At 45.8% G+C, this 25,106-nt stretch carries 18 protein-coding genes and 1 rRNA gene (1 of these 19 running past the window's edge); 13 read left to right on the forward strand and 6 right to left on the reverse strand.

Annotated features, from left to right (window positions below; genetic code table 11):
• Window positions 1–313: 313 nt before the first annotated feature.
• From ADJ77_RS06730 to ADJ77_RS06745, 4 genes are all read left to right on the forward strand, one after another.
• The gene (locus ADJ77_RS06730; RefSeq protein ID WP_050696171.1) at window positions 314–1,093 is read left to right on the forward strand and encodes a polysaccharide deacetylase family protein; all 780 of its coding nucleotides are present in this window, start codon (window positions 314–316) and stop codon (window positions 1,091–1,093) included.
• 79 nt (window positions 1,094–1,172) lie between these two features.
• Window positions 1,173–2,117 carry a glycosyltransferase family 2 protein gene (locus ADJ77_RS06735; protein WP_050696172.1) on the forward strand — a complete coding sequence of 315 codons (945 nt, stop codon included), beginning with the start codon at window positions 1,173–1,175 and terminating at the stop codon, window positions 2,115–2,117.
• Between the two features lie 12 nt (window positions 2,118–2,129).
• Complete coding sequence (locus tag ADJ77_RS06740; RefSeq protein ID WP_025078880.1) at window positions 2,130–2,558, forward strand: GtrA family protein; 429 nt, start codon at window positions 2,130–2,132, stop codon at window positions 2,556–2,558.
• A gap of 109 nt (window positions 2,559–2,667) precedes the next feature.
• The gene (locus tag ADJ77_RS06745) at window positions 2,668–3,579 is read left to right on the forward strand and encodes a hypothetical protein (protein ID WP_025078879.1); all 912 of its coding nucleotides are present in this window, start codon (window positions 2,668–2,670) and stop codon (window positions 3,577–3,579) included.
• A 106-nt stretch (window positions 3,580–3,685) separates the two neighbouring features.
• Here the strand turns inward: ADJ77_RS06745 and ADJ77_RS06750 are convergent, their stop codons facing one another.
• Window positions 3,686–4,825: a glycosyltransferase family 4 protein gene (locus tag ADJ77_RS06750; RefSeq protein ID WP_025078878.1), complete on the reverse strand. Its 1,140-nt coding sequence runs from the start codon at window positions 4,823–4,825 to the stop codon at window positions 3,686–3,688.
• Complete coding sequence (locus tag ADJ77_RS06755) at window positions 4,818–5,999, reverse strand: glycosyltransferase family 87 protein (protein WP_050696173.1); 1,182 nt, start codon at window positions 5,997–5,999, stop codon at window positions 4,818–4,820. Before ADJ77_RS06755 ends, ADJ77_RS06750 begins: the two co-directional genes overlap by 8 nt.
• 1,138 nt (window positions 6,000–7,137) lie before the next feature.
• Between ADJ77_RS06755 and ADJ77_RS06760 the strand changes: the two genes are divergently transcribed.
• Entirely contained in the window at window positions 7,138–9,003 is a 1,866-nt protein-coding gene (locus ADJ77_RS06760; protein ID WP_025078877.1) for a DUF3413 domain-containing protein, read from the forward strand.
• A gap of 237 nt (window positions 9,004–9,240) precedes the next feature.
• On the opposite strand, the gene ADJ77_RS06765 is transcribed toward ADJ77_RS06760, so the two are convergent.
• Window positions 9,241–10,542 (reverse strand): IS1380 family transposase, encoded by a 1,302-nt coding sequence (locus ADJ77_RS06765; protein WP_050696174.1) that lies wholly within the window; start codon window positions 10,540–10,542, stop codon window positions 9,241–9,243.
• A 222-nt stretch (window positions 10,543–10,764) separates the two neighbouring features.
• Window positions 10,765–11,928, reverse strand: coding sequence for a glycosyltransferase (locus ADJ77_RS06770; RefSeq protein ID WP_025079143.1), 1,164 nt, complete (start codon window positions 11,926–11,928; stop codon window positions 10,765–10,767).
• An 864-nt stretch (window positions 11,929–12,792) separates the two neighbouring features.
• Here ADJ77_RS06770 and ADJ77_RS06775 point away from each other — a divergent pair.
• The 5 genes from ADJ77_RS06775 to ADJ77_RS06795 all read left to right on the forward strand — a co-directional run bounded on the left by ADJ77_RS06775 (window position 12,793) and on the right by ADJ77_RS06795 (window position 19,206).
• Complete coding sequence (locus tag ADJ77_RS06775) at window positions 12,793–13,566, forward strand: glycosyltransferase family 2 protein (protein ID WP_025079142.1); 774 nt, start codon at window positions 12,793–12,795, stop codon at window positions 13,564–13,566.
• Between the two features lie 194 nt (window positions 13,567–13,760).
• Window positions 13,761–14,972 (forward strand): glycosyltransferase, encoded by a 1,212-nt coding sequence (locus ADJ77_RS06780; protein ID WP_025079141.1) that lies wholly within the window; start codon window positions 13,761–13,763, stop codon window positions 14,970–14,972.
• Window positions 14,973–15,729: 757 nt separating this feature from the next.
• Window positions 15,730–16,371 carry a hypothetical protein gene (locus ADJ77_RS06785; RefSeq protein ID WP_050696230.1) on the forward strand — a complete coding sequence of 214 codons (642 nt, stop codon included), beginning with the start codon at window positions 15,730–15,732 and terminating at the stop codon, window positions 16,369–16,371.
• A 340-nt stretch (window positions 16,372–16,711) separates the two neighbouring features.
• Window positions 16,712–17,461, forward strand: a complete 750-nt coding sequence (locus ADJ77_RS06790) for a LemA family protein (RefSeq protein WP_025079140.1) — start codon at window positions 16,712–16,714, stop codon at window positions 17,459–17,461.
• A 14-nt stretch (window positions 17,462–17,475) separates the two neighbouring features.
• Entirely contained in the window at window positions 17,476–19,206 is a 1,731-nt protein-coding gene (locus ADJ77_RS06795) for an MAG1210 family protein (RefSeq protein ID WP_025079139.1), read from the forward strand.
• Window positions 19,207–19,285: 79 nt separating this feature from the next.
• Here ADJ77_RS06795 and upp read toward each other — a convergent pair whose 3' ends face one another.
• A complete protein-coding gene (gene upp, locus ADJ77_RS06800) occupies window positions 19,286–19,945 on the reverse strand; it encodes a uracil phosphoribosyltransferase (RefSeq protein ID WP_025079138.1) in 660 nt (219 codons plus the stop codon).
• Window positions 19,946–20,226: 281 nt separating this feature from the next.
• Here upp and pckA point away from each other — a divergent pair, with 281 nt between their 5' ends.
• Both pckA and ADJ77_RS14360 read left to right on the forward strand, forming a co-directional pair.
• Window positions 20,227–21,840, forward strand: a complete 1,614-nt coding sequence (gene pckA, locus ADJ77_RS06805) for a phosphoenolpyruvate carboxykinase (ATP) (protein WP_025079137.1) — start codon at window positions 20,227–20,229, stop codon at window positions 21,838–21,840.
• 434 nt (window positions 21,841–22,274) lie between these two features.
• Window positions 22,275–22,397 (forward strand): hypothetical protein, encoded by a 123-nt coding sequence (locus tag ADJ77_RS14360; protein ID WP_262499353.1) that lies wholly within the window; start codon window positions 22,275–22,277, stop codon window positions 22,395–22,397.
• 257 nt (window positions 22,398–22,654) lie between these two features.
• Here ADJ77_RS14360 and ADJ77_RS06810 read toward each other — a convergent pair whose 3' ends face one another.
• Window positions 22,655–23,347 (reverse strand): alpha/beta hydrolase, encoded by a 693-nt coding sequence (locus ADJ77_RS06810; protein WP_025079136.1) that lies wholly within the window; start codon window positions 23,345–23,347, stop codon window positions 22,655–22,657.
• Window positions 23,348–23,822: 475 nt separating this feature from the next.
• On the opposite strand from ADJ77_RS06810, the gene ADJ77_RS06815 reads away from it, so the two are divergent.
• Window positions 23,823–25,106, forward strand: a 16S ribosomal RNA gene (locus tag ADJ77_RS06815) (it continues 247 nt past the right edge of the window).

The raw sequence follows: 25,106 nt of genomic DNA on the forward strand, positions 1-25,106 counted from the left end.
TTATAACGGAACGACGGGTGTGCAACAGCTCTGCCAGTCGGCTTAACCTACATCATTTACAGCAGATAAGAGCCAAAATGAATTACTCTTTAAGAAGTAATATCAGAGTTTTATTGTAACTTTGCAATACTTTTGTAGAAAGAAAGCTGTACACAGCAGATGAGGCTGTATCAAGATGACTGTCAAGACCATTCTGATATGCCCTCGTAAGCGAGCAAAGAAGGATGAACGGATACAATGACCATACATCGCTGTAAGTGTCAGGGAGCTTTTTGCTACAAGGAAATTGGATAAACAAAGAAACTGAAGAGACATGATATTACTGAGTTTCGATACTGAAGAGTTTGATGTTCCTCGTGAACATGGGGTAGACTTCTCACTCGAAGAGGGGATGAAGGTATCCGTAGAGGGCACAAACCGCATCCTCGACATACTGAAGGCGAACGACGTACGTGCTACTTTCTTCTGCACAGGGAACTTTGCCGAACTGGCTCCGGAGGTGATGGAACGCATCAAGAACGAAGGACATGAGGTGGCTTGTCACGGTGTTGACCACTGGAGACCGCAGCCGGAGGATGTCTTCCGTTCCAAGGAAATCATCGAACGCATCACCGGTGTGAAGGTTGCCGGATATCGTCAGCCACGTATGTTCCCCGTATCGGATGAGGATATTGAGAAGGCAGGCTACCTTTATAACTCTTCTCTGAACCCTGCTTTTATACCGGGTCGATATATGCACCTCACTACTCCCCGCACGTGGTTCATGCGTGGTCCGGTGATGGAGATACCTGCCAGCGTCAGTCCGCACCTGCGTATTCCGCTCTTCTGGCTGTCTCTTCACAACTTTCCCGAGTGGCTCTATCTCCGCTTGGTACGGCAGGTACTTCGGCATGACGGCTACTTCGTGACCTACTTCCATCCGTGGGAGTTCTACGACCTCAAGGAACACCCGGAGTTCAAGATGCCTTTCATCATCAGGAACCACAGCGGACATGAACTGGAACAGCGGCTCGACCGCTTCATCAAAGCAATGAAAGCCGACAGGCAGGAGTTCATCACCTATATTGACTTTGTCAAACGGCAGAAGAAATAAGCCCTCGCTGCGCTATCAGCAACAGGCAGCGGGAACAGGACCACCCCCCAGCAACATCCCAAAAGGCAGAATAGAAGATATGATAAAACTTGCAACGGTCTCTCCTTGCTACAATGAGGAAGAGGTGTTAGAAAAGTCGGCAGCTCATCTCACGGCACTTTTCGACGAGCTCATCAGTCAGGGAAAGATTTCCGATGACTCAATGATTGTCTTTGTGAACGACGGAAGCCGCGACCGCACATGGGAAGTCATCGCCCGTCTTCACAAGCAGAATCCACGCATACGGGGTATCAACCTCGCACATAACGTTGGACATCAGAATGCCATCATGGCAGGAATGATGACCGCAAAGGACTGGGCTGATGCCGTCATCACACTTGATGCCGACCTTCAGGACGACTACAGGAAATGTATTCCGCAGATGGTCGACGAGTTTGAGGCAGGCAATGATATTGTCTATGGAGTGAAGGTTTCACGCCAGGCCGACCCATTGTTGAAGCGTATGTCAGCACAGGCTTTCTACCGTCTGCAGGAAAAGATGGGTGTCAACAGCATCTCCAATCATGCTGACTTCCGCCTTATGAGCCGTCAGGCATTGGGTATGCTCGCTGGTTATAAGGAGCGAAACCTCTATCTGCGTGGGCTTATCCCGCTGATAGGACTCAAGTCCACCACTGTTGACGACCGTATCAGCGAGCGTGAGGCTGGTCAGTCAAAGTACACGCTGCGCAAGATGCTCAACCTGGCATTGGACGGTATCACGTCATTCTCCGTGAGACCCATCTACTACGTCATCTATCTTGGCATCGCCTTCCTGCTCATCAGCCTTTGTATAGGCATCTATGTCATCCACGCTTTCATCAGTCATACGGAAGTAGCAGGCTGGGCTTCGCTCATTCTCAGTATCTGGCTTGTTGGTGCCATGCTGATGATTTCAATCGGGGCTGTGGGAATTTACATTGCCAAGATATACGAAGAGGTGAAGCAGCGACCGCTCTATAACATCAGTCAAATACTCGATTAACGTCCCATCCACATGGCAATATGCATCAAAGAGCTCTGGCAACGCTGGCAGAAAGACTTCTGGCGTGTGTTCCGTTTTGGTATAACGGGAACGATCTGCTCGCTCATCCACTATGGCATCTATTGTCTCTGTCTGCTTTTCACCAATACAACCATAGCCTATACTGCCGGCTACTGCGTAGGTCTCTTCTGCAACTACGGGCTTACCACCTACTTCACTTTCAAGGGAAAGCCATCGAAGAGCAATGTTGCAGGCTTTGCAGGCAGTCATGTTCTCAATTATCTGTTAGAGATTGGTTTGCTCCAGCTCTTCCTCTGGTTAGGTGCCAGCAAATGGTTGTCGCCGATTCTTGTGATGGTGATAGTAGTCCCTATCAACTTCGTTTTACTCCGACTTGTGTTTGTCAAAGGGAAAAAGGAAAGTGATAATTTGGTAAAATAATTGGGCTTATTAGTCTTATCGGGCAAATCAGGCTAATCATTAGCCATCATGCACCGCTTACCTTTCACCTTAAAGCCACGAAATAAAAACAAGATATTATTTAAGCTGTATGAGTAAGTTTAATTTCATTTTAGTATTTGTACTTTTGTTGTATGGATGTGAGATAGCAGCTCAAAAAGAGACAACTGGTAAAATAAGCCATACGGAACAACAAGATAAACCCTACTACCAACGCATAAATGATCAAATAGATTCATTTACCGAACGACCACTCTATTGTATTAAGGTAAAAAGAGCATGCGTAGGGTGTGATATAAGAGTAAATGATTTCCCCATAATACAACAGTTTGAAAAGAGATGTTCAGGGACAGAAATGGAGTTTCCGCTTAATCCGGGGATTTTATCATCAGGAATACAAGAGCTGACTATTCGGATTGTTCCTCCTTCTGATCAAAAATGTATTCCGGAGAATGCAGTGTTTGAATTTGAAATAAACAAGATGCCCGATAGTTGGGTGTATGATGGAAACAGGGAGATTATCCTTCCAACTGTCAAAATGGATGCCCAGGGATTACCTTCTTGGGAGTTCAAAACAAAGTTCAAAGCCGAAGTTCCTTTTTTATTTGTTGCATGGAAAGAGTCCCAGGATCTGAGTAAAGTTAAAAACCTGGACAAGCTGTTAGATGATGCATATAAGAAAATTGCAAAAATAATAGAGGATAAAAACATTGAGGAGTTCGTAAAGATTATCTCCAAAACGTTTGAATACAATGTTATGTTATATGAAAGAACAGAGGGTAAGCCGAACGGGTTTCAAGAAGAGCCGGAGAAGTTATTACCGATGAAAAACTGTAAGATTGCTCTATACGGGAATAACAGACTGGCAAGATATGAGGATGAAGAATTTGAATCGTGCTTTAAGTTTGAGGTCTTCTTGAAGAATAATGAAAAGACTGTTTATGAATATCCCCTATACTTTCATTTGCCACAAGGAGCAAGTGAGTTGGAGGTTGTAAGGTAAATCATTCCAGAAAAATCAGTGAATAATGCGAATGCCATCTGCAAAGGGAAGAAGTATGTATATCCTTCCCTTACAGAGCAAATGCCAATCTACACGCTTCTTCCTCTTAGACACCGGAGCCAGTAGCCTTTTTATAGACTTCAAGAACCTGTGAAGCGACATCCTGGTTCTCAAAACGTTTCACATAATGCTGGCTCTTGCTGACCATTTCCGTGCAGTTCTCAATCGCTGACAATATGGCTGCAGCAGCACCATCAGCGTCATCAGGACCCACGTAAAGGCAATCAGGACCGCCTGCTTCCTCCAGACAACTGCCCGTTGCAGCTACTACGGGCAAGCCGCTTTGTATGGCTTCGATGATTGGAATACCAAAACCTTCATAGCGAGAAGGATAAATGAAAGCCTCAGCTTGATTATAAATAGCTGCGAGAAGGTCGTTAGGAACGCCTTGCAGGAAGTGTATGCGGTCACCAATACCTAAGCGTTTGATTTCAGCATCAAGTTTCTTCTGATACTTGGTCTGACGCCCTACGATGACAAGATGCAGGTCGGAAGGCAGCTTTGCCATTGCCCGAATACCCAAAAGAATGTTCTTTCGCACCTCCACCGTACCCACATTCAGCACATAACGCTGTGGAAGCTGGTACTTTCGGCGTGCCTCTTCAATCAGTGAAGGGCTGACCGAATGGCTGAAACGGGTGCTGCAGCTCTGATAAACAAGGTCAATCCTGTCCTCCGGAAAGTCACCATAATATAAGATGTCACGCTTCGTACACTCGCTGATGGCAATGATGCGTGTTGCTTCTTGCAATGTCTTATAGAACTTGCGCTTGTAGAAAAAGACGTCAATAGCAGGATAGAACTCGGGATGACGCAGGAAGATAAGGTCGTGAATGGTGACAACACCGGGGATGCCAGCTGCTGTCAAGCCCGAAGGAAGCTCGCCCGAAAGACCATGATAAAGCTCTACTCCATCTGCTTTCAGGTCCTTTACCACTCCTTTCACGCGCCACAAGTCCCGCTGCAGGCGGAAACGAAGGTGCTCAGGATAGCGGAACTGCACGTTCTCCCGCAGCTCAATCTGATTGCGGAAGTCGTCCCGTCCGGCATCAGGAGCATAGAGCCGCAACATTGTATCCGGCATCAGCGGTGCAAGGTCGTTGATGAGCGTACGCCCGTAGCTGCCCAGTCCTGTTCCGTTTCTCACGATTCGTTTGGCATCATAGCCTATTATCTTCCTATTCATGTGCATCAATCTTTTCAGTTGGAGCATAATCCTTGAATCCTAATTCATAGCAGAGCCAGAACCAGAGGATGCTGATTGGCAGTGCACGAAGGGCATAAGCCTGGATGTAATCGTGGCGTATATGCTTCGGGAAGAGGTCGCAGTTGCCCATTCCTGACAGTACGAAGACGAATACCATCAGTGCCACAGCCCATTTTCCACGCCCCCATGGCGCAGCTGTGTACCATATACAGGCACCTGTCAGTGCAATGATATATCCGCTTGACTCGCTGCCCGTACTGAAGAGTATCACAAAGAGCATCACCGAGGCAAGGATGGTTTCACGGAAGGCAAGGTGCCTGTACTGTGAACGACGCAGGTAAGGAAGTGCAAAGAGCAGCATACCCGGAACGATGAGCCATAGGTCGGAATAGTCCATATTACCCGTTGTGCGGCGTACCAGACCCAATAAAGAGATGTTCTGTGCAAAGGAATGAATGTTCTCCGTATTCTTCCCTACAAGGCAGGTGAACCACTCATGGTATTGTCCGATGATATAGTCAGGCGAACTGATTACCATCGGAGCAAGGAAGAGAATGACCGACCAGATTGCCAGCCATACCACCAGTCGCACCTTATGCCGTGAGAAAAGGAAGAACGCAAGTCCAACGATACCATAGAGTTTTACCAATGCACCCAATACGATAAAGAATGCAGCCCAGCCTTCATGCTCCTTTTCAATGAGGAAGAATGACGACAGGATGATAGCTGCAATGGCAATATTGAACTGCTGCATGAACAGTGCCGTCAGCAGTGTAAAACCGCAGAACCAATAGATAAATACCTGCTGATTCTTCCTAAGACCTGACCAATAGACAGCTGCAAACAGCCAGCCCGACAGGAACAGGAGCCACAGAAGCATACCAGCCCACTCGGGAAGGATGGCGAAAGGTGCTATGATCAGTGAGAAAAGAGGACCGTAATGGTTCACGTCGCTGTACTCTGCCGGATAAGCCGCATAAAGCGATGTTCCGTTCATGGTGTGCCAGAAAACACCTTTAAATATAAGGAAGTTATTATGACTACGATGCAATTTCAACATGCCCACCAACGACAGTATAGTCCATATACCTAAGAGTAAACGGCGGTCAGAGAGGAAAGGGTGATTAAGGAAACGCTTAATTTTATCGTTCATACCAAATTCGTTTGCTTGCTTTATATTTTTTACTTCATGCGAATAACAGCACAAAAGTAACAATAAAGAATGATAAATATACTATTAATAGCCCATTATTTCCGAAAAGCCTAAACATAAGTATATCACCTAACTACAAAGTCTTGTAACTCATCATGAACCTCTCTGAAGCTGCAAGCAAACTCAAATAAGATTCAAACGCCTGACCCAATGGAAACAAATAGCACTGAAACTCATTTGTTTACTGATGTTGTTGACACTAATTATCAACGCCCTAAACTGGAACAGGGGCATCCGACTAAGAGGAACGAATCATGCAATTAACCACGAATAACGGCTCTTCCGTTAAATGCGTAGATGCCTACGCATATAATGAATATAGCCTCAAAGTGAAGTGTTCTTCATTTTAAATCCATATCATTGAGACAATAGGGCTTTTATCTAAATCTGCAACTGTTCACTTGTACCCTGTGAGATACAAAAGAAGCATATTTGAAATATATTGACAATTATGCAGCCGTCAGGCTCAAAAAGAAGTGCGAAAACGACGGATTTCATCAACGTTGTAACCTACAGTGAATCAGACCTTTGCACAACCGTGTTTCAAAAGGGCGTTAGTTAGGGTTCAAAAGGGCGTTAATTAGACCTCAAAAGGGCGTCTTTTCGAAGCCAATTGGGCGTCTTTTCAAAGCCAGAAGAGCATCAATTAGATTTCATGTTTTGAAATATTTGTACAAAAACGTTGTCCGGGTCATTACAAAAGGTATATAATGACAGATTTTACACAAGCATAATGATGAACATCCACGCATTTAACGGAAGAGGTCAAATAACTATAAGCAATAACTTTAACGGATAAAAAAAACACCTGCTGGAAACAACGAAAGGCAATGAGTCTGTCACTGAAAAACACCATACACTTTTACTATCCAGCTTGAAAGAATAAATCATAAAGGCATAAGTTTGAGACATAAACTTACCATTCTCTCATCAGACTTTCGTTGTTACTACGGTCGGTAAAGGCTTTTTCCACAATAAAAGACAAAGCAATAGTACCATTTATAAAATAATTATATATCTTTGCAGACATTATTATTTATGCAGTTTTAAGCTGTGATACAACTGAGAAAAAGAAGTTATGACATTAGAGAGAAAAAGTAACATCAAACAAGGATTCATTTATTATGTTCTGTCGACCCTTGCACTGACAATCATATTCTTCTCCTACATCTTCAATGGGCAGAGTACAGAGGTGATGGACAGTATTGGTTGGGGTTACTTCGTATCGTCATGTATCACGCATGCTGCGTTGTTTATGCTTGTACCTTTTCTTATCCTGCAAGTGCCTTTGGCTGCTCTTGGTTGCCGTCAATGGCTTGCAAGAACCATTCTCGCAATTGTTTATGCCTTACTGTTTATCGTTGCCGTAGTGAACAGTTACGTTTACGGTATCTATCATTTTCATATCAATGGACTTATCCTGGAAATGCTGACAGGTCCTGGTGCATCAGAGATTTTTGTCTTTAGTGTGTGGGAATACTTGAAAGCCATCAGTCTGGCTTTAAGTTTCGTCTTGCTCAGTGTAGGACTGGGTATTATTGCAAAGTTCATTTCCAAACACCTTATAATAAAGCATCTCAATCAGAGCATACTGTTAATGTTGCTTGGCTTCGTGCTCCTCTCGCAAGGAATACACATTTATGGCGGGGCTACGATGCGGAGTTCAATCATTGAGTCGACTGACGTTTTACCTTATTACTTCCCACTTCGTGCCAATAAACTTCTGGAGAAGTTAGGAGTCGTAAACATTGAGAAGATTAACCAAATACAGCTGAAAGGGGGCGTGAACAAATTGCGTTACCCATTGGAACCGCTGAGAACGAGCATTATTGACCATCTTGGCAAACCTAACGAGAGGTATAACATCGTTATCTTCTGTATTGACTCTTGGAATCCACGTACACTCACACGCGAGTGTACACCAAATATCTGTGCGTTTGCCGACCATGCAGAGACATTCACTCATCATCTCAGTTCGAGCAATGCCACCAGTGGCGGTGTCTTCGGTATGTTCACGGGTATCTCGGCCTATTACTGGAAGAGCTTTGATTACAGCAATACGCAGCCTGTACTTATCAAGCAACTACTGAAAGAGGGCTATCGTGTGCAGACTTATCCCAGTGCGACATTGGAGTATCCACCCTTTACAAAGATGCTGTTCCGTGATGTGAAAGGACTAAACGTAAGCACTCCAGGTAAAACAACCATCGAACGGGATAACCGAATTACGCATAACTTCGTTGCTGATATTGATAAATACAAGGGAGAAAAACCTTTCTTTGCCTTTGTATTCTACGATATAGCCCACAACATGGACTTGCCAAAGAGCAAGCAATATCGATTCAAACCTTGCTGGGAGTATGTTGATTACATGAAACTCAACAACAATACTGACCCAACACCGTTCTTCAACCTCTATAAAAACTCTGTTGCTGAAGCCGACTCGCTCGTCGGGGTGGCAATAAACAAGCTGCGAGAGAAAGACTTACTACGCAATACTGTGGTCATCATAACTGGCGACCATGGGCAGGAATTCAATGAGAATCATAACAACTACTGGGGGCATGCTTCTAATTATTCGATACATCAAGTTGGAACACCGCTCATTTATTATTACCCTGGCTGCAAACCTGGTAAGCGAAACTATCGCACGACTCATTATGACATCTCACCAACACTCATGCAGAGTGTGTTAGGTGTGACCAATCCACCTTCAGATTATTCAATGGGGAAACACCTCGAAGACCCTTCTCCACGTGATTGGCACCTCGTTGGGCACGAACTCTATTATGCTTTTATCCGCACTGACGGTGCGATCATTGAGAAGCAAGGATCTGGAAACCTCAAGATTATGGATCCGAAGATGCACGTCATACCGAACTATCCGCTTAGCGCGAAGGACTTACAAGCTGTTATTCAGAGGATGAATAGGTTTTATAAATAGCACACAGGGAACTGTTTGTATTTTAACCAATTGGGATTAGGATTTACTTACTTATATTTGCACATTATGCCTCAATTCCGCAGCGTTTTTCCTTGTGAGGCGATTTTATATGTTGAGATGTCTTTTTGTGGCTCTATATGTTGTTATGAGGATTATCGGGGCTTCCTGGGTCTTGCCGAAGCATGAAATCCCCCACCCAAACCAATGGGGAATATGAGAACCACAAAGAAATGCTGCTTATTCAAGGAATATGTCAGAGTAGTATGCTTTGTTTGTATACAGGTTCAGAACGTTCCGCCTTCCTGTTCTCACCCATTTTGCCGGCACGCTGACAAAATGCAGGATAAATGCTTTCAGTCTGCTTGTCTTTTTCAACGGCTTGACCTTTTCGCTGATATGGCGGACGAGATAGAGATAGAAGTTCTTCAGCATGGCAGTAACCATCATGAAAACCATGTTCTCATCCATGAAGGAAAATGGCAGATGCGACCAGCCGAAGTCATTGTTCTGTATGTCGAAGTTCTTTTCGCTCGCTCCACGTTCATTGTAGAATGTAATGATGTCCTTCTCTGTGGGTGTCCGGTTGTTGGTAAGGATACAGCGGTATGTGTATATCACTCCGAACATATCCGTCTGTTCCCTGCCGTGTTTGTCTTTCAAGGGAGTACGCTGTACGACAAGCCTGTATGACTTTCCTTCGATGAGGTTGTCCATGCTGACGGAGATGACATCGTATCTCTCATAACCAACCTCAACGCTCTTCCATTCTTCCAGCTGGCGGAACTCCTCGCACCGGCTGCCGCAGCTGGCAGCACGTATATAGAACGTGTTGCAGCGCTGCTCTACGGTTCGGATGACTTCCTTCGAGAACGACCCGCAGTCGGCACGGAAACGCTCTATCACAACACCAAGCTCGGAGGTCACACGGTCCATAATTCGGCGAAGCGTGTCCTCCTGATGGAATTTCACGTTGGTGTTTCCGTCACGGTTCTCACCTCCGACTATGATGCCCCCGATGGAAGCCCAGCCCGGGAAATAGCCAAAATCCTGCTTGTAGGAATACTTTGCATCGAACTTGTGGGCAGGAACAAACTGGTGGTCAAAGTCCAGGTCAACATGACTGCCCGCCTTTATAAGCCCCATCCTACGTATCATACGTAAAAGTAAGGTGTTCAGCTTCTCTGCAGTGTTGAAACTGTAGGACCTGCCGGAGGTTTCGCTCTTATAGACAATGTTCTCTTCAGCAAGCTCCTTCAGTCCGCGCCCCACAGTGTCGGCGCCGGGTAACAGCGTACCAGGTCTCTGCCTGAACTGCCCTGTAAGCGCATTGATGTCCTCAAGGCAATCCCCACCGCAAAGGTAGCTGAAGAAGAGAGAGCCCAGGATGCTTCCATGGCTGAATGCCTTGCCGCTGCATCCGCGTCTGCCCAACACGGATTCGGTAAGTTTTTCAAAGCCCAACCTTGAAAAAACGTCCATGATGTGATAAATTCCTCCGAAGGAAGTGATATTCTCGTTTTTAATTGCTACCTTTGTCATGTCAGATTTTTGCTTGTTTATTTTTTGATAGCACTAAGATAGGTGAAAATTCTGACATATCCAAGTGTTTTGAGGACTTTGTTTCTCAGGCACTTGGAGTTCTCAAAAGAAATTGTGCTGCGGAATTAAGGTTATGAACGATTTACAACGCATCTTCCTTTTACGGTTGAAAAGACGAAAAGTGAGGGTGTGATTGCAATCTGGGAAGCCACCCGTTTCATGCTACTTATCCAGCAGCTTCATGAACTGCTCGCCCGTTACCTCAAAGGTGAACTGCCTGCTGTGTTCGCTTCTTCCCTTGGCTATACGTGCCTGCAGCTCCTTGTCGGTAAGGGCTTCGTGCATTGCCTTTGCCAGTGCTTCAGCATCACGCATGGGTACCAGTACTCCTGCCTTGCCATGATTGAGAATCTCTTTCGGTCCTGTCGGGCAGTCACTTGCTACGACCATCTTGTCCAGAAGCAGTGCCTCAAGCATTGTCGTAGGCAATCCCTCGAAGTGGGAACTCTGCACAAACAGACTGCAACGATTCGTCCAAGGCAGCGGATTAGCCATAAAGCCAAGGAAGACAACATGCTTCTCAACCCCACAGTCACGGGCTGTCTGCTGTAACTGTCCTAACGATTCGCCCTTGCCGATGACATAGAGTTCTTCCGTATGCCCATATTTCTTCCGCAACAGTGCATAAGCCTTGATAAGGGTCGTGACATCTTTTTGACCTTCTTCAAGTCGTCCGACACTTAATATGAACGGCTTTTCAATGCGTCCGTCGGTCACCGGAGCATTGGCTGCAGCATCTAATGCCTCCGTATTTATGCTATTATAAATCAGGCACAGACGGTCTTTCTCATTTGGGAAATAAACCTTGGCTTCCTCAAACATATCTTGGGAAATCGTTATCAGATGGTCATAATTGCATGACCTTTTCTGCAGATGCCGCACTACACGAGGCATTACCTTCTCATTTGCACGAAGTGAACAATGATAGAATATAAGTTTCCGGCATTCAAGAGGCTTCATGTAAGAGCCAAAATAATTGACGAAGTCTATCACAACATCATTCTCTCGACCTATCTTCAGCAGTTTCCGCTGTATCATCAGACGACGGAAGGGGTTCAGGAACAGTTCATCCAGCAATTTATAAGGATGCTTTATCTTTTGCAGAAAACGCTGCAATAACAAACGGTTCTTTACCAGATGCACAACCTTCACATCTTCTGGTATGCGCGAACGGAATACTTCCAGATCACCCATATCGTAACAGATTACCAGTGTCAGGTTATACTTCCCTGTCTTGGAAAGGTTACGAAGATACTCTATAAGTACTGTCTCAGTTCCTCCATCAAGGAAAAAACCAAACAGGAATGCGATATTTCTTTTCTTCAAAATATATATTTTTACTTGGATAAAACTACTTAACGCATTGTTTAAAACCGCAGGCTCACCTGTCAGATACCATAAACGGCTTATAGGCAACTTGACAAAGATAATAATAAAATCTGATAACAATATACCATTCGATAGATTTTTAAAGGTTCATCCGTTAAATGCGTGGATGCTTTTCGTGTAGCTTCAACGGAAGAACCGGAGCTGTTTATTAAATCAAAACATAGCCAAGACAGTCAATTACCCACTTTTATTATCATTCTCCGACACAGAAAACCTTTCCATTTTAATACTTTGAAAATGCAGACAACAGATTGAAAAATCATGACATAATTTCGGGTAAAATACCTACAGATAAAGGCAAAAACACGCATAAAAAGCAAGTCTGCAGCCAACAGTAAATCAATCAGTTATAAAGCAGTGCAAGAAAAGGTGCTTAATTGGACTTCAAAAGGGCGTCAGTTAGACCTCAAAAGGGCGTCTATTGCAAGCCAATTGGGCGTCTTTTAGAAGCCAAAAGACCATGTATTGGCTTTGAGTTGTATGAAAATAGTTTACAAACATTGAGTGATATGGGAATAAGTCGTTTGTAGAAGACGGAAAGACATAGCATCTGTTTGCCTTTTCTGTATTTTTATCTTGTGCTTTACCTCTTTTTATGAGACCGTCTGTTTTTGGACAGTCATACCATACAGGTGTATAAGCCTTTGTTCTGTTTCCAATCTACGCATTTAACGGAAGAACCTTTTTAAACCCGCAGGGAAATATGGAATCAGGGCTTTGCAAATCAGGGCGGAGATTATTTTTTATCATTTTATTTCATGAGCCTGTACAGATAAAAAAATAATTTGTATATTTGCGGATATGAATGGTACACAACATATTTCCGTAGTCATCAATACTTACAATGCAGAAGAGCATCTGAAAGCCGTACTCGAAGCCGTAAAGGACTTCGATGAGATTGTCATTTGCGACATGGAAAGTACTGACCAGACACTTGACATAGCACGTTCCTACAACTGTAAGATTGTTACCTTTCCCAAAGGTAACCTGCGCATTGTTGAGCCGGCACGCCAGTTTGCCATCGACAAGGCAAGCTCGCCGTGGGTACTGGTGGTCGATGCCGACGAGGTTGTTACCCCCGAACTACGCAAGTACCTCTATGATGCCATTCAGAAGGATGACTGTCCCGATGCCATTGCTATCCCACGGAAAAACTACTTCATGGGAAGAATGATGCACAGCAGCTATCCCGACTATATACTTCGCTTCCTACGACGCAGCAAATGCAGCTGGCCTCCGGTCATTCATGCTGCCCCAAAGGTAGACGGAAACATCCTGAAGATTCCTGCATCACGCATGGAATTGGCTTTCGAGCACCTTGCCAACGACAGTGTTGCCGACATTATCAGAAAGAACAACACTTATTCTGACTACGAAGTCCCACGCCGTCGTAAGAAAAACTATGGCTGTATGGCGCTCATCTATCGTCCTGCTTTCCGCTTCTTCAAGTCTTATTTTCTCAAACGGGGCTGTCGGGACGGTATCCCGGGGCTGATCCATGCCGTGCTGGATGCAGGATACCAGTTTGCCATCGTTGCCAAACTCTTAGAAGAAAAGCAAGCTAAACAAGGCTGATTGTAATAACACTAAAGAACAAGACACCCTTTCCCATCTCATAACTGAACCGCATACGCCTGCATATCCGACGGATAAAGAACCGCAGTCGGCCGAAAGAAGAGGAGGAAGCCACTCCTCAAGGCACGCACAAGCTGGCTATGGAGTGGGTATCTTCTTCTCATCAAAATTGAATGGATAGACAAGACTTCATTATGTCAAGTGAACAAAATAAAGACGTTAAACGCCGGTTTCACATCGTCTTCCTCATGTCACGCTTCCTTGACGGAGGAATAGATACGGTATTGATTGAATACCTTAAACACCTCGCAAAGAATGAGGAAGTAAAGGTTACCTTGGCAATCTCAACTGCTATGGGCACGCTCGAAGTGTACAGGCATGAAGTTCCAAAGAACGTGAAGACGGTCTATTTCTCGCAATCCCGTTATCTGACGAAGATCCCACAACGTCGTGTTGTCAAGAAAGCATCGAAAATCTCCAAGTTTTATGACGAGCTGGTCAATAATCCCATCAGACGTCATCGGGCGCAGAAAGCTATCAGACGGCTTGCAGAGACAGCTGACTTACTCATTGATTTCGACTGCTGTGCCTATTCCTTCCTGCACAATGTATGTGCAAAGAAGATAGCCTACTTCCATTTCAGCTTTGCACAGGTGATGAAACAGAACAGTCGTCGCATGAAACGCATCGGCAGGGAGCTGGAGAACTATGACACGGTTATAACCATCTCGAAGGCTATGCAGGAGGAGGGATGCCGTCTTTTCCCTGCTCTGAAGGACAAGATAGAGGTAATCTATAATGCCAAGAACCCTGAAATCATCCGGCAGAAAGCAGCCGTCACACCTGATGACGAACGCATAAAACGCCCCTTCCTTCTGGCGGTAGAGCGGCTGGAAGAATCGCAGAAGGACCTCACAACCCTCCTTGAAGCCTATGCCCTGTTACGCAAGGAATACCATCGGGAGGAATGGCTGTACATTATAGGCAAAGGAAGATCAGAAGATGAACTGAAAGAAAAAGCCAAGGAATTGGGCATAGACGACCGCACCGTCTTCCTTGGTTTCTGTGCCAACCCTTACCCGTGGATGCTCCATAGCAAGATGTTGGTTCACAGTGCGAAGTTTGAAGGGCTGCCCACCGTTCTCATTGAGGGGCTTCTGCTCAACAAGCTCATGGTAGCTACCGACTGTCCTACAGGTCCTCAGGAGATTCTTGACAATGGTAAAGCCGGACTGCTTGTCCCTGTCGGCAATGCGGCAGCGTTTGCCAAGGAGACAAACCGTCTGCTCAATGACAGCCAATTGCAAGCGTACATCCTCGAAGGTGTGCGTAACCGTGCCACCGACTTCACCTTCCAGGCTGTTGACGGTCAGCTCAAAAAGATAGGTATAGGAGTTAATAAGTAGGCTTCTGTATTGCCAACAGCCCGTGAGATACGGACTTTCAAATTGTTCTTATCGGGTGATGATAAAGCATTAATCATCAGAATTGTTATCATCGTCACCGTAGGGACGCACGCTTCGTATGCCCGGCAACAGCTTTTTTACGGACACATGAAGCGTATGTCCCTACAGGCAACATCCTTGTTACCCCCCTCAATGAAAAACTCTTCCCTCTCATAACCATTTATTTGTTTCCATTTGTTTTCATCTATGTACTGCATTCAATTACATTTAACCGTAGTTGAAAGCAATGACAATGGCACTTTTCCTGCACCTTTATACCCTTCAGCACATCAGGATATTATAGACCAGTGCAAATAAAAGTACTTAATTGCAATGCAATCAGGCGTTGGACGATACACGGGTAAGCATTACTTACAGTACAGGTGACGCACAGATTGAATTGCAGATTATCCACTGTTTCCGATTTCTTTTCATGAAAAGAATTATTTTTCTTCACGAAAAGAAATATTTATTTTCATGAAAATAAATATTTTTCATCATGAACATAACTCAATACAAAGTGTAGTTTTACCTTCTCGCCCTTTTTCTTTATACCTTTATTCTGTCTTAGTCATTCGTCCCAAATCATAGTATTTCAGCGGCTTGGATAGCTATGCAGCCCGCTTTCTCGTTGTCTGTCCCCAGTATTTGGAAGCAGTCAAAAGGGTTCATATATTTGCAGCAGAGAACAATGTTTCACTTATTAAATTCAAAGCGTATGAAAACTTTAATTTCAAAAATCATCGTTATCGTTGCCCTCTTGTGTGCAACCAATGTCAATGCACAGAACAACAAGCAGTTTGAAACACAGCTGGGTACTGTGCTGAGTAATGTAAATGCTAATGAAGCATCGTCAGTCGTGAAGGGAATGGAGGAGCTGAGGCGTATTGAAAAACAGTACCCTGATGCGTGGCTACCCACTTATTACCGCACGCTCTATGCTCTTCAGTATGCCGTATGTTTTCCAAAGGATGCTTATTCTTCCCTGTTTTTGGATGCGGTGAAGGCTGATGTCGAGGCGTTACAGTCGAAGAGCGGGGTCGACCACTCTGAAGCATTGACGCTGAAAGGATTTTATTATACGGCACTCATCGTGCAGAATCCGGCAGTGAATGGCAAGCTGTATTATGTCGATGCCATAAGCAGTTACAAGGCTGCGATGGGTATCAATCCGGAGAATCCCCGTCCCCGTATGCTCCTTTACATCTTCTTCGAGAATATGAGTAAGGAGACTGGAAAGCCGAGTATGAACGGACCCAAGGACTTGGAAACCATCAAAGAACTCTTTGCCAAGGAACGGAAGAACGGTTTGCAGCCATCGTGGGGACGTGAGCTGATAGGTTTCTCCAAGCAGAAGTAAGGACTGGGAGAGGATGCCCCTGTGCTTTTTGAGCGTGTGGGGACTGTGTATGACAGTTTATGTACTTAATAGATAAAAGTTTTACGGATACCCATATCGGGTGTCCGTAAATGGTTATAGGGTAGGAGTCGGGCGTGTTTCCGTGTGACAGGGCTTATTAATAGCATTCACAGTCGTCCACTGTCTTTTTGCAGCAGGTTTATCTCGAATTCTCCTTTTTATACATCGTCATTTACAAAAAAAGAGTCACATAAAGACCATGGATTTGCCACCTTTCAGAAAAAGGTGTATCTTTGAAGGCTAAAACCAATGATTGTTAAAATAAAAATAATAGTAAGCTATGGCGAATTTATTGGATGAAGTGACAGGACCTGTGAACGATGCAGGTCGTGATGTACACGTGATTGACAGGCAGCTGCCTGTACAGGTGGGCTTTGGTTCAACGCTCTTTCAGATTGCATTGTGGGTTGTAATTCCCGTTCTGGTACTGTTGTATGTGCTGGTTATGGGCGGTGCGCTGCCGAACGCATTGATGGTTGGCGTGGTAGGCTGCCTGCTGGGTATCCTTCCGGGTGTCATCTTCATCTTTATGAAGATATCTGCCCGTAATTACTTCCAGCAGCTTGAGCAGCGTATTCAGGCTGAGGCATCAAACATTGACAACTATCTGGAACAGCGTGTTCAGATACTTCAGAACGTGGCGGGGCTTGTGGAGCGTGCCATCGACCTCGATAAGGACGTGATGAAAGCCGTTGCTGCCCTGCGTGGTGGCGGTGTGAACGAGGGAAACAGAAGCGATGTGAACGCACAGGTGAATGCCGCTTTCGGTCGGCTCTTCCCACAGGTAGAGGCTTATCCGGAGCTGAAGGCACACAATGCCATTGCCGATGCGATGCAGCAGAACAACTACCTGCAGCGTGAGATAACGGCTGCCCGCACCGTCTATAACAGTCGGGTGACACAATGGAATACGGATATATTCTCCTGGCCTACGAAGATGATCGTGGCTGCCCGGCAAGGCTATACGACACGCATACCGTTTACTGCATCGGCTGAGACACGTGAGGCGGCAAGAGAAAAGTTCTTCTAAGACTGTGGAAATAGATGGTTGAGGATATCTATGATCCGCTAAACGAATACATCAGCACCTTTAAGGCGAAGTTCAAGAAGGTAGCTGAGGAAACCTTCGATAGGCTTGCCGATGAGGCGCAGGTTGATGTTGAGGCGAACCGTGAGACCTGCCGGCAGATCTATGAGGATGAGGCAAGACTTGAGGATGTGTCCAGTCGTATCGTATGGTGGACAGTGTTGTGTGTCATTCTGTGGATATGTGTGGTGGCAGGTGTTGCTCTCGTTTATGTAAAATGGAATGAGTTTCCGATGGAACACCTGCTGCTTATAGCCGGTGCCGAAGCCCTGTTGCTTGTCTTCCTGCTGATGAAGGTGCATCCAGTCTTGAAACGTCTGCGCAGTCAGAAGGGGGAGTTAGTGGAAAAGGTGGGGGCATTGAAGCAGGATGCCTGGAACCAGATGGCAGCACTGAACAGGCTCTACGACTGGGACATCTTCACCCGAATGATGTCGAAGACTGTGCCGAGGCTGGAGTTCGACCCCTATGTCACGACACAGCGTCTTGCTGACCTGCGCACTACCTATGGGTGGGATGACTCCTTCAATACCGAGCGTTCGGTGCTTTATGCCCATTCCGGACTTATCAACGGCAATCCGTTTGTCATCTGCAGGACACGCAAGATGGAGATGGGGCAGAAGACCTATCACGGACAGAGGACCATTTATTGGACGACAACAGAGACTGGTCCGGACGGTAAGACACGTACCGTGCACCGTTCAGAGACCCTGCATGCCAGTGTGACGGCACCTTATCCCGAGTATATCGAGCGTACACGGCTAATCTATGGCAATACGGCTGCACCCGACCTGACTTTCTATCGCAAGCCGAACGGACTGGCAGGAAAGGAAAGCTCATTGCGTTTCAAGTGGGACAGGTTCTGGTTGAGGCGCAAAGCACGTAACCTTGAGAACGGCGACTTTGCTATGCTGACAAACGAGGAGTTTGAGGTTGCATTCAATACAAGTAACCGAAACGACAACCAGCAGTATGCCTTACTCTTCACGCCGTTGGCGCAGCAGACTATGATGGCACTCCTGCAGGACAGGACGGAGGGCTATGGTGATGACTTCGATTTCGACAAGAACCGTATGATTAATACCATTATGCCCCTGCATATACAGGAGATGGAACTCGACATGAATCCAGACCAGTATCGCAGCTTTGACTTCGAGAAAGCCAGGAAAGACTTTTATGAGATCAACGCAAGGTACTTCCGTGCCATTTACTTCAGCTTTGCTCCTTTGCTTTGTGTGCCGATGTATCAGCAGATACGGTCGCAGCAGGACATCTATGGGCACGATATGGAAGCAAAGAGTTCGTTCTGGGAACAGGAGTCACTGGCTAACTTCTGGGGACAGGAGCACTTTGAGCATACCTATTGTGTGACACCGTGTATTTTGAAAACCACCGCAAAGGCGCAGGGTGACGGCAATACGCTGATTAATGTCACGGCACACGGTTTCCGTTCAGAGTCCCGTATGTCGTATATCAGCAAGCTGGGCGGTGATGGTTCGTGGCATGATGTGCCGGTGAAATGGTATGAGTTCCTGCCTGTTGAGGGCAACGGACAAATCCTTATGCAGGAAGATAACCAGCAAGGGGATGTTACGATGAGTCAGACACAGCGTATGACCCATATCAGTGATGTGTTACAGAAAACGCATCTGGACGTTTATAGGCGTCATATTGCGTCTAAGGTGTAGCCTATAGGAGGCTGATAAAAACACAGCGGACGGCAAAAACGATATGCTTTCGCCGTCCGCTGGATTATATAAGAATGATTTATATCTTCTCACCATAGCACAGGTCGCCGGCATCACCGAAGCCTGGAACGATGTACTTGTGTTCGTTCAGTCCTTCGTCAATGGCTGCACACCAAATGGTTGTAGAGTCTTCCGGGAAAGTCTTGCGGATGTGTGCGATGCCTTCCGGTGTAGCCAGCAGACAGGCAACGTGGACGTGGCGTGGCATTCCCTTGGAGAGGATAGCCTTGTAGCCAAGCTCCATAGAACCGCCGGTAGCCAGCATCGGGTCAGCGATGATGAGTGTCTTGCCGTTGATGTCAGGTGTAGCAAGATATTCCACATGGATACCTACCTCGTGATGGTCAGCATCCTTATACTCACGATAGGCACTGACAAAGGCATTGCCGGCATGGTCAAAGATATTAAGGAAGCCATTGTGGAAAGGAAGTCCGGCACGGAAGATGGTTGCCAGGACAACCTTGTCGGTCGGTACATTTACCTGTGCCGTACCCAATGGAGTAACAACATTCTTTGGTTCGTAGTTCAGCGTCTTGGAAATTTCAAAAGCCTCAAACTCTCCTATTCGCATAACGTTGTTGCGGAAGAGCAGGCGATTCTTCTGATAGTCTTTGTCACGGATTTCAGCCAGGTACTGGTTGATGATCGAGTTCTGTTCCGAAAAATTAATGATGTCCATTTTCTATCTTAGGTGTTATAGACAAGTAAGTTAGCAACTTGCCTTGCAAAATTTCGGCAAAAGTAAGAAATTAATTTGAAGTTTTGCAAAGTCTAATTTGCAAATATACCTGTGGTCATTGTTTTTTTAATTTCTTTAACCTTGTTGAGAAATACTTTGATACTTTTTCTTAGCTATTTTTTGTGTGAGTTTAATATTTATATTACCTTTGCGGTGTCTTTTTAATAAGACACTAAAGGTCAAAGACTAAATCAATTTTCAACTAAATACATTTATAAGAAATGGCAAAGTTTGATAAGAGCGTACTTGAGAAGTACGGTATTACAGGTACAACAGAAGTACTTTACAATCCTTCTTACGAGGTATTGTTCAACGAGGAGACAAAGGAAGGCCTTGACGGCTTCGAGGTTGGTCAGGAAACAGAGCTCGGCGCTGTGAACGTAATGACAGGTATCTACACTGGTCGTTCTCCTAAGGATAAATTCATCGTTGATGATGAGAACTCTCACGATACAGTATGGTGGGACTCTGAGGAGTATCACAATGACAACCACCGTGCAAGCAAGGAGACTTGGGCTGCAGTAAAGGACATCGCACAGAAGGAGCTTTCAAACAAGCGTCTTTTCGTAGTTGACGGTTTCTGCGGTACACACAAGGACACACGTATGAAGATCCGCTTCATCGTTGAGGTTGCTTGGCAGGCTCACTTCGTAACAAACATGTTCATCCGTCCAAAGGATGAGGCTGACTTCGACCAGGAGCCTGACTTCGTTGTTTACAACGCTTCAAAGGCTAAGGTTGAGAACTGGAAGGAACTCGGTCTGCATTCAGAGACAGCTGTTGTGTTCAACGTTACTTCCAAGGAGCAGGTTATCATCAACACATGGTACGGTGGTGAGATGAAGAAGGGTATGTTCTCTATGATGAACTACTTCCTCCCATTGAAGGGTATTGCTGCTATGCACTGCTCTGCAAACACTGACATGAAGGGTGAGAACACTGCAATCTTCTTCGGTCTTTCTGGTACAGGTAAGACTACTCTCTCTACCGATCCAAAGCGTAAGCTCATCGGTGATGACGAGCACGGATGGGATGACAATGGTGTGTTCAACTTCGAGGGTGGCTGCTACGCAAAGGTTATCAACCTTGACAAGGAGTCTGAGCCAGACATCTACGGTGCAATCAGACGTGATGCTCTTCTCGAGAACGTAACTGTTGACGAGAACGGTAAGATTGACTTTGAAGACAAGAGCGTAACTGAGAACACTCGTGTTTCTTACCCAATCTATCACATCAAGAACATCCAGCGTCCAGAGTCTCACGGACCAGCTGCTAAGCAGGTTATCTTCCTGTCAGCTGACGCATTCGGTGTATTGCCTCCAGTTTCTATCCTGGATGCAGAGCAGACAAAGTACTACTTCCTCTCTGGTTTCACCGCTAAGCTGGCTGGTACAGAGCGTGGTATCACTGAGCCTACTCCAACATTCTCTGCTTGCTTCGGTCAGGCATTCCTGGAGCTTCACCCAACAAAGTATGCTGAGGAGCTCGTTAAGAAGATGGAGAAGAGCGGTGCTAAGGCTTACTTAGTTAACACTGGCTGGAACGGTACAGGCAAGCGTATCTCAATCAAGGATACCCGTGGTATCATCGATGCTATCCTGAACCACTCAATCGATGCTGCTCCAACAAAGCAGATTCCTTACTTCAACTTCACTGTTCCTACACAGCTCGAAGGTGTTGCAACAGATATTCTCGATCCACGCGACACTTACGCTGATGCAGCTGAGTGGGAAGAGAAGGCTAAGGACCTCGCAGCTCGTTTCATCAAGAACTTCAAGAAGTACGAGGACAACGAGGCTGGTAAGGCTCTCGTAGCAGCTGGTCCACAGCTCTAAGTCTTTCGGAATACTTCTGAACAGATAATCAGGCTCCCATCCGCAGCAATGCGGGTGGGAGTTTTTTGTTTCTGTTATATGAAGGTTTGCGGATGTTGGTTGGGTTTGGTGGGCGATAATACTCTTTTAGACTGTTCGGAAGCATGCCCATCAGCAGGAAAAGAATACTGGTGTGTTATTGATTTGTTGTGAAATATATTTACACTAAAGACTGGCTGACATGACTTCATTCCGTCTCAAAAGGCTTTTTTGGACACGCTTGTAAAGTGATTGTTGTCAAATGGTTATAGAGCTGTGCAAGAAAAGGTGCTTAGTTGGACTTCAAAAGGGCATCTATTGGAGCTCAAAAGGGCATCTATTAGACGTCAATCTGGCGTTAATTCAAATGCAATTAAGCATCAATAGTTTTCCATGTGCTGATTTTTTATTGCAAAATGGAAGGTAGTAACGGCTTCAAGGTTTGTGGAGGTAAGATGTTCTTCATCGGTTCTTTGTTTTGGAGATACGGTTGTCGTCTTTCCCTCCAATGCCTGCCTGCTGGCTATGCTGTTTTCTGAATCAACCTTAAACCCAAATCGGTCATTAGAGCCTGAACAGATTTTGTTTTATTGTCGAGCAGATTGGACTGTCTTTGCAACGCAGGCGTAGCGGGCTACGTCAAGTTAAAAAGACAGACAAGATGCCGACAAGAAAATAAAAGATGTTAGGATACAATATGAAAGTAAGAATTATAAATATTGTGGCCTAATGACCGATTTGGGTTAAATAGTCTTTTCGCCGACTACTCCTTTCTTTGAAGGGTAGTTGGTGAATTTTATTGTTGCATTAACCAAAGAAATCCTTTAGCAATTCTTACTCCGTTGTCTTGGAAATGATTACCTTCGTTCCATTCCATCTTACAGTTTACACCTTTCTCTTTGAGGAGCTGTTCCTGTCGGAGAATATCTTTGCTGATGGTTTTCATCAGCTTTGTTTTCGTTTTTTCTTCTTTGTCGCCGAGGCTGAGGTAGGCGTGTTCCACTTGTGGCTGGTGGGTTTCGGCATAGTCGAGCCAGCCTGTGTACCATGCTGAGGGAGAAGCTGAAGCTATGCCTTTGAAAGGAATGTCAGGCTGATAGGCTGCCCAAAGGGCAAAGAGTCCGGCAAGTGAATAACCTCCTAAGAGGGTGTTGCTCTTATGGGTATTTAGTGGGTAACGGGAATTAATCTCGGGGAGTAGCTGTTCTTTTATATATAATAAGGTGTTACTTGCACCATCACCAAAGGGTATCTTGCCGAAAACAGGTGGGGCAGTCCAAGGCGTGAGTTCGGCATTCCATTTGCTTATTCGTATGGCAAGATGGACGAAGGGTAGCTGCGTGTTCTTTTCAATATAGGTGATTTGTTGCTCTAACTCTTCCGTGTCATGGCTGTCAACAGGCTGGATGAGGAAAAATTTTGCGTTTTCCTCGCTATGTAGGATGCAGGTATGGGTTCCTATCTCAATCGTCTCGCATTTATGTCTCATATTAATATCTTCTAAGTTTACCTGCAAAATTAAGCAAATTTTAAGCAAAATGATTGATGTAGGTCAATTTTAAACAGAATAAGGCATGTTTTTAAAACTTTTTCCTCAAAACATTTGGAGGTTACACGGAAAGTCTATACCTTTGCACTCGCTTTACGAAACAAGCCGTCTGGCTGACAAGAGTGAGGCGACAAGGAAAAGAGTTCTTTGAAAAGATTTACATAGACAGAGAAGTAGTACAAGAAGCGTCTGTTTGGTATTATATCAAATGGACGGGTAAAAGAAACGAACCGTTCAATTCGGTACTGGGGTCTGGGGTTTCCCCTTTCCTCATTACTTTTGAACACAAGGTGGTTCTTTGAGCTTGATATTTCAGGATAGGCGTTCTGGAACAGGGATTACTCGGTGAAGTGCCGGGAGCAGCGTGGTATTCGTTACCACCCGCCACCCGTCATCCATCACCAAGACATATTTTACAATGGAGAGTTTGATCCTGGCTCAGGATGAACGCTAGCTACAGGCTTAACACATGCAAGTCGAGGGGAAACGGCGAAGGGTGCTTGCACTCTTCGGACGTCGACCGGCGCACGGGTGAGTAACGCGTATCCAACCTTCCCATGACCGGGGGATAACCTGCCGAAAGGCAGACTAATACCCCATGGCCTTCACTGACGGCATCATATGTGAAGTAAAGATTCATCGGTCATGGATGGGGATGCGTCTGATTAGCTTGTTGGCGGGGTAACGGCCCACCAAGGCTACGATCAGTAGGGGTTCTGAGAGGAAGGTCCCCCACATTGGAACTGAGACACGGTCCAAACTCCTACGGGAGGCAGCAGTGAGGAATATTGGTCAATGGGCGCAAGCCTGAACCAGCCAAGTAGCGTGCAGGACGACGGCCCTATGGGTTGTAAACTGCTTTTGTACGGGGATAAAACGGCGGACGTGTCCGTCCTTGCAGGTACCGTACGAATAAGGACCGGCTAATTCCGTGCCAGCAGCCGCGGTAATACGGAAGGTCCGGGCGTTATCCGGATTTATTGGGTTTAAAGGGAGCGTAGGCCGGGGATTAAGTGTGTTGTGAAATGTAGACGCTCAACGTCTGACTTGCAGCGCATACTGGTTCCCTTGAGTACGCACAACGTTGGCGGAATTCGTCGTGTAGCGGTGAAATGCTTAGATATGACGAAGAACTCCGATTGCGAAGGCAGCTGACGGGAGCGCAACTGACGCTTAAGCTCGAAGGTGCGGGTATCGAACAGGATTAGATACCCTGGTAGTCCGCACGGTAAACGATGGATGCCCGCTGTTGGTACCTGGTATCAGCGGCTAAGCGAAAGCATTAAGCATCCCACCTGGGGAGTACGCCGGCAACGGTGAAACTCAAAGGAATTGACGGGGGCCCGCACAAGCGGAGGAACATGTGGTTTAATTCGATGATACGCGAGGAACCTTACCCGGGCTTGAATTGCAGGAGAACGATACAGAGATGTTGAGGTCCTTCGGGACTCCTGTGAAGGTGCTGCATGGTTGTCGTCAGCTCGTGCCGTGAGGTGTCGGCTTAAGTGCCATAACGAGCGCAACCCCTCTCTTCAGTTGCCATCAGGTAGTGCTGGGCACTCTGGAGACACTGCCACCGTAAGGTGTGAGGAAGGTGGGGATGACGTCAAATCAGCACGGCCCTTACGTCCGGGGCTACACACGTGTTACAATGGCCGGTACAGAGGGACGGTGCAACGCAAGTTGCATCCAATCTTGA

Origin of the sequence: Prevotella fusca JCM 17724 (genome assembly GCF_001262015.1) — a bacterium.
Classification (GTDB): Bacteria; Bacteroidota; Bacteroidia; order Bacteroidales; family Bacteroidaceae; genus Prevotella; species Prevotella fusca.

What these genes read in the sequence shown, in the direction of transcription:
- ADJ77_RS06755 (WP_050696173.1), bottom strand. Translation starts at nt 5,999, where the DNA reads ATGAACGATAAAATTAAGCGTTTCCTTAATCACCCTTTCCTCTCTGAC.
- ADJ77_RS06745 (WP_025078879.1), top strand. Translation starts at nt 2,668, where the DNA reads ATGAGTAAGTTTAATTTCATTTTAGTATTTGTACTTTTGTTGTATGGA.
- ADJ77_RS06785 (WP_050696230.1), top strand. Translation starts at nt 15,730, where the DNA reads ATGAAAACTTTAATTTCAAAAATCATCGTTATCGTTGCCCTCTTGTGT.
- ADJ77_RS06735 (WP_050696172.1), top strand. Translation starts at nt 1,173, where the DNA reads ATGATAAAACTTGCAACGGTCTCTCCTTGCTACAATGAGGAAGAGGTG.
- ADJ77_RS14360 (WP_262499353.1), top strand. Translation starts at nt 22,275, where the DNA reads ATGGAAGGTAGTAACGGCTTCAAGGTTTGTGGAGGTAAGATGTTCTTC.
- ADJ77_RS06750 (WP_025078878.1), bottom strand. Translation starts at nt 4,825, where the DNA reads ATGAATAGGAAGATAATAGGCTATGATGCCAAACGAATCGTGAGAAAC.
- ADJ77_RS06760 (WP_025078877.1), top strand. Translation starts at nt 7,138, where the DNA reads ATGACATTAGAGAGAAAAAGTAACATCAAACAAGGATTCATTTATTAT.
- ADJ77_RS06740 (WP_025078880.1), top strand. Translation starts at nt 2,130, where the DNA reads ATGGCAATATGCATCAAAGAGCTCTGGCAACGCTGGCAGAAAGACTTC.
- ADJ77_RS06780 (WP_025079141.1), top strand. Translation starts at nt 13,761, where the DNA reads ATGTCAAGTGAACAAAATAAAGACGTTAAACGCCGGTTTCACATCGTC.
- ADJ77_RS06730 (WP_050696171.1), top strand. Translation starts at nt 314, where the DNA reads ATGATATTACTGAGTTTCGATACTGAAGAGTTTGATGTTCCTCGTGAA.
- ADJ77_RS06765 (WP_050696174.1), bottom strand. Translation starts at nt 10,542, where the DNA reads ATGACAAAGGTAGCAATTAAAAACGAGAATATCACTTCCTTCGGAGGA.
- ADJ77_RS06810 (WP_025079136.1), bottom strand. Translation starts at nt 23,347, where the DNA reads ATGAGACATAAATGCGAGACGATTGAGATAGGAACCCATACCTGCATC.
- upp (WP_025079138.1), bottom strand. Translation starts at nt 19,945, where the DNA reads ATGGACATCATTAATTTTTCGGAACAGAACTCGATCATCAACCAGTAC.
- ADJ77_RS06795 (WP_025079139.1), top strand. Translation starts at nt 17,476, where the DNA reads ATGGTTGAGGATATCTATGATCCGCTAAACGAATACATCAGCACCTTT.
- ADJ77_RS06790 (WP_025079140.1), top strand. Translation starts at nt 16,712, where the DNA reads ATGGCGAATTTATTGGATGAAGTGACAGGACCTGTGAACGATGCAGGT.
- ADJ77_RS06775 (WP_025079142.1), top strand. Translation starts at nt 12,793, where the DNA reads ATGAATGGTACACAACATATTTCCGTAGTCATCAATACTTACAATGCA.
- pckA (WP_025079137.1), top strand. Translation starts at nt 20,227, where the DNA reads ATGGCAAAGTTTGATAAGAGCGTACTTGAGAAGTACGGTATTACAGGT.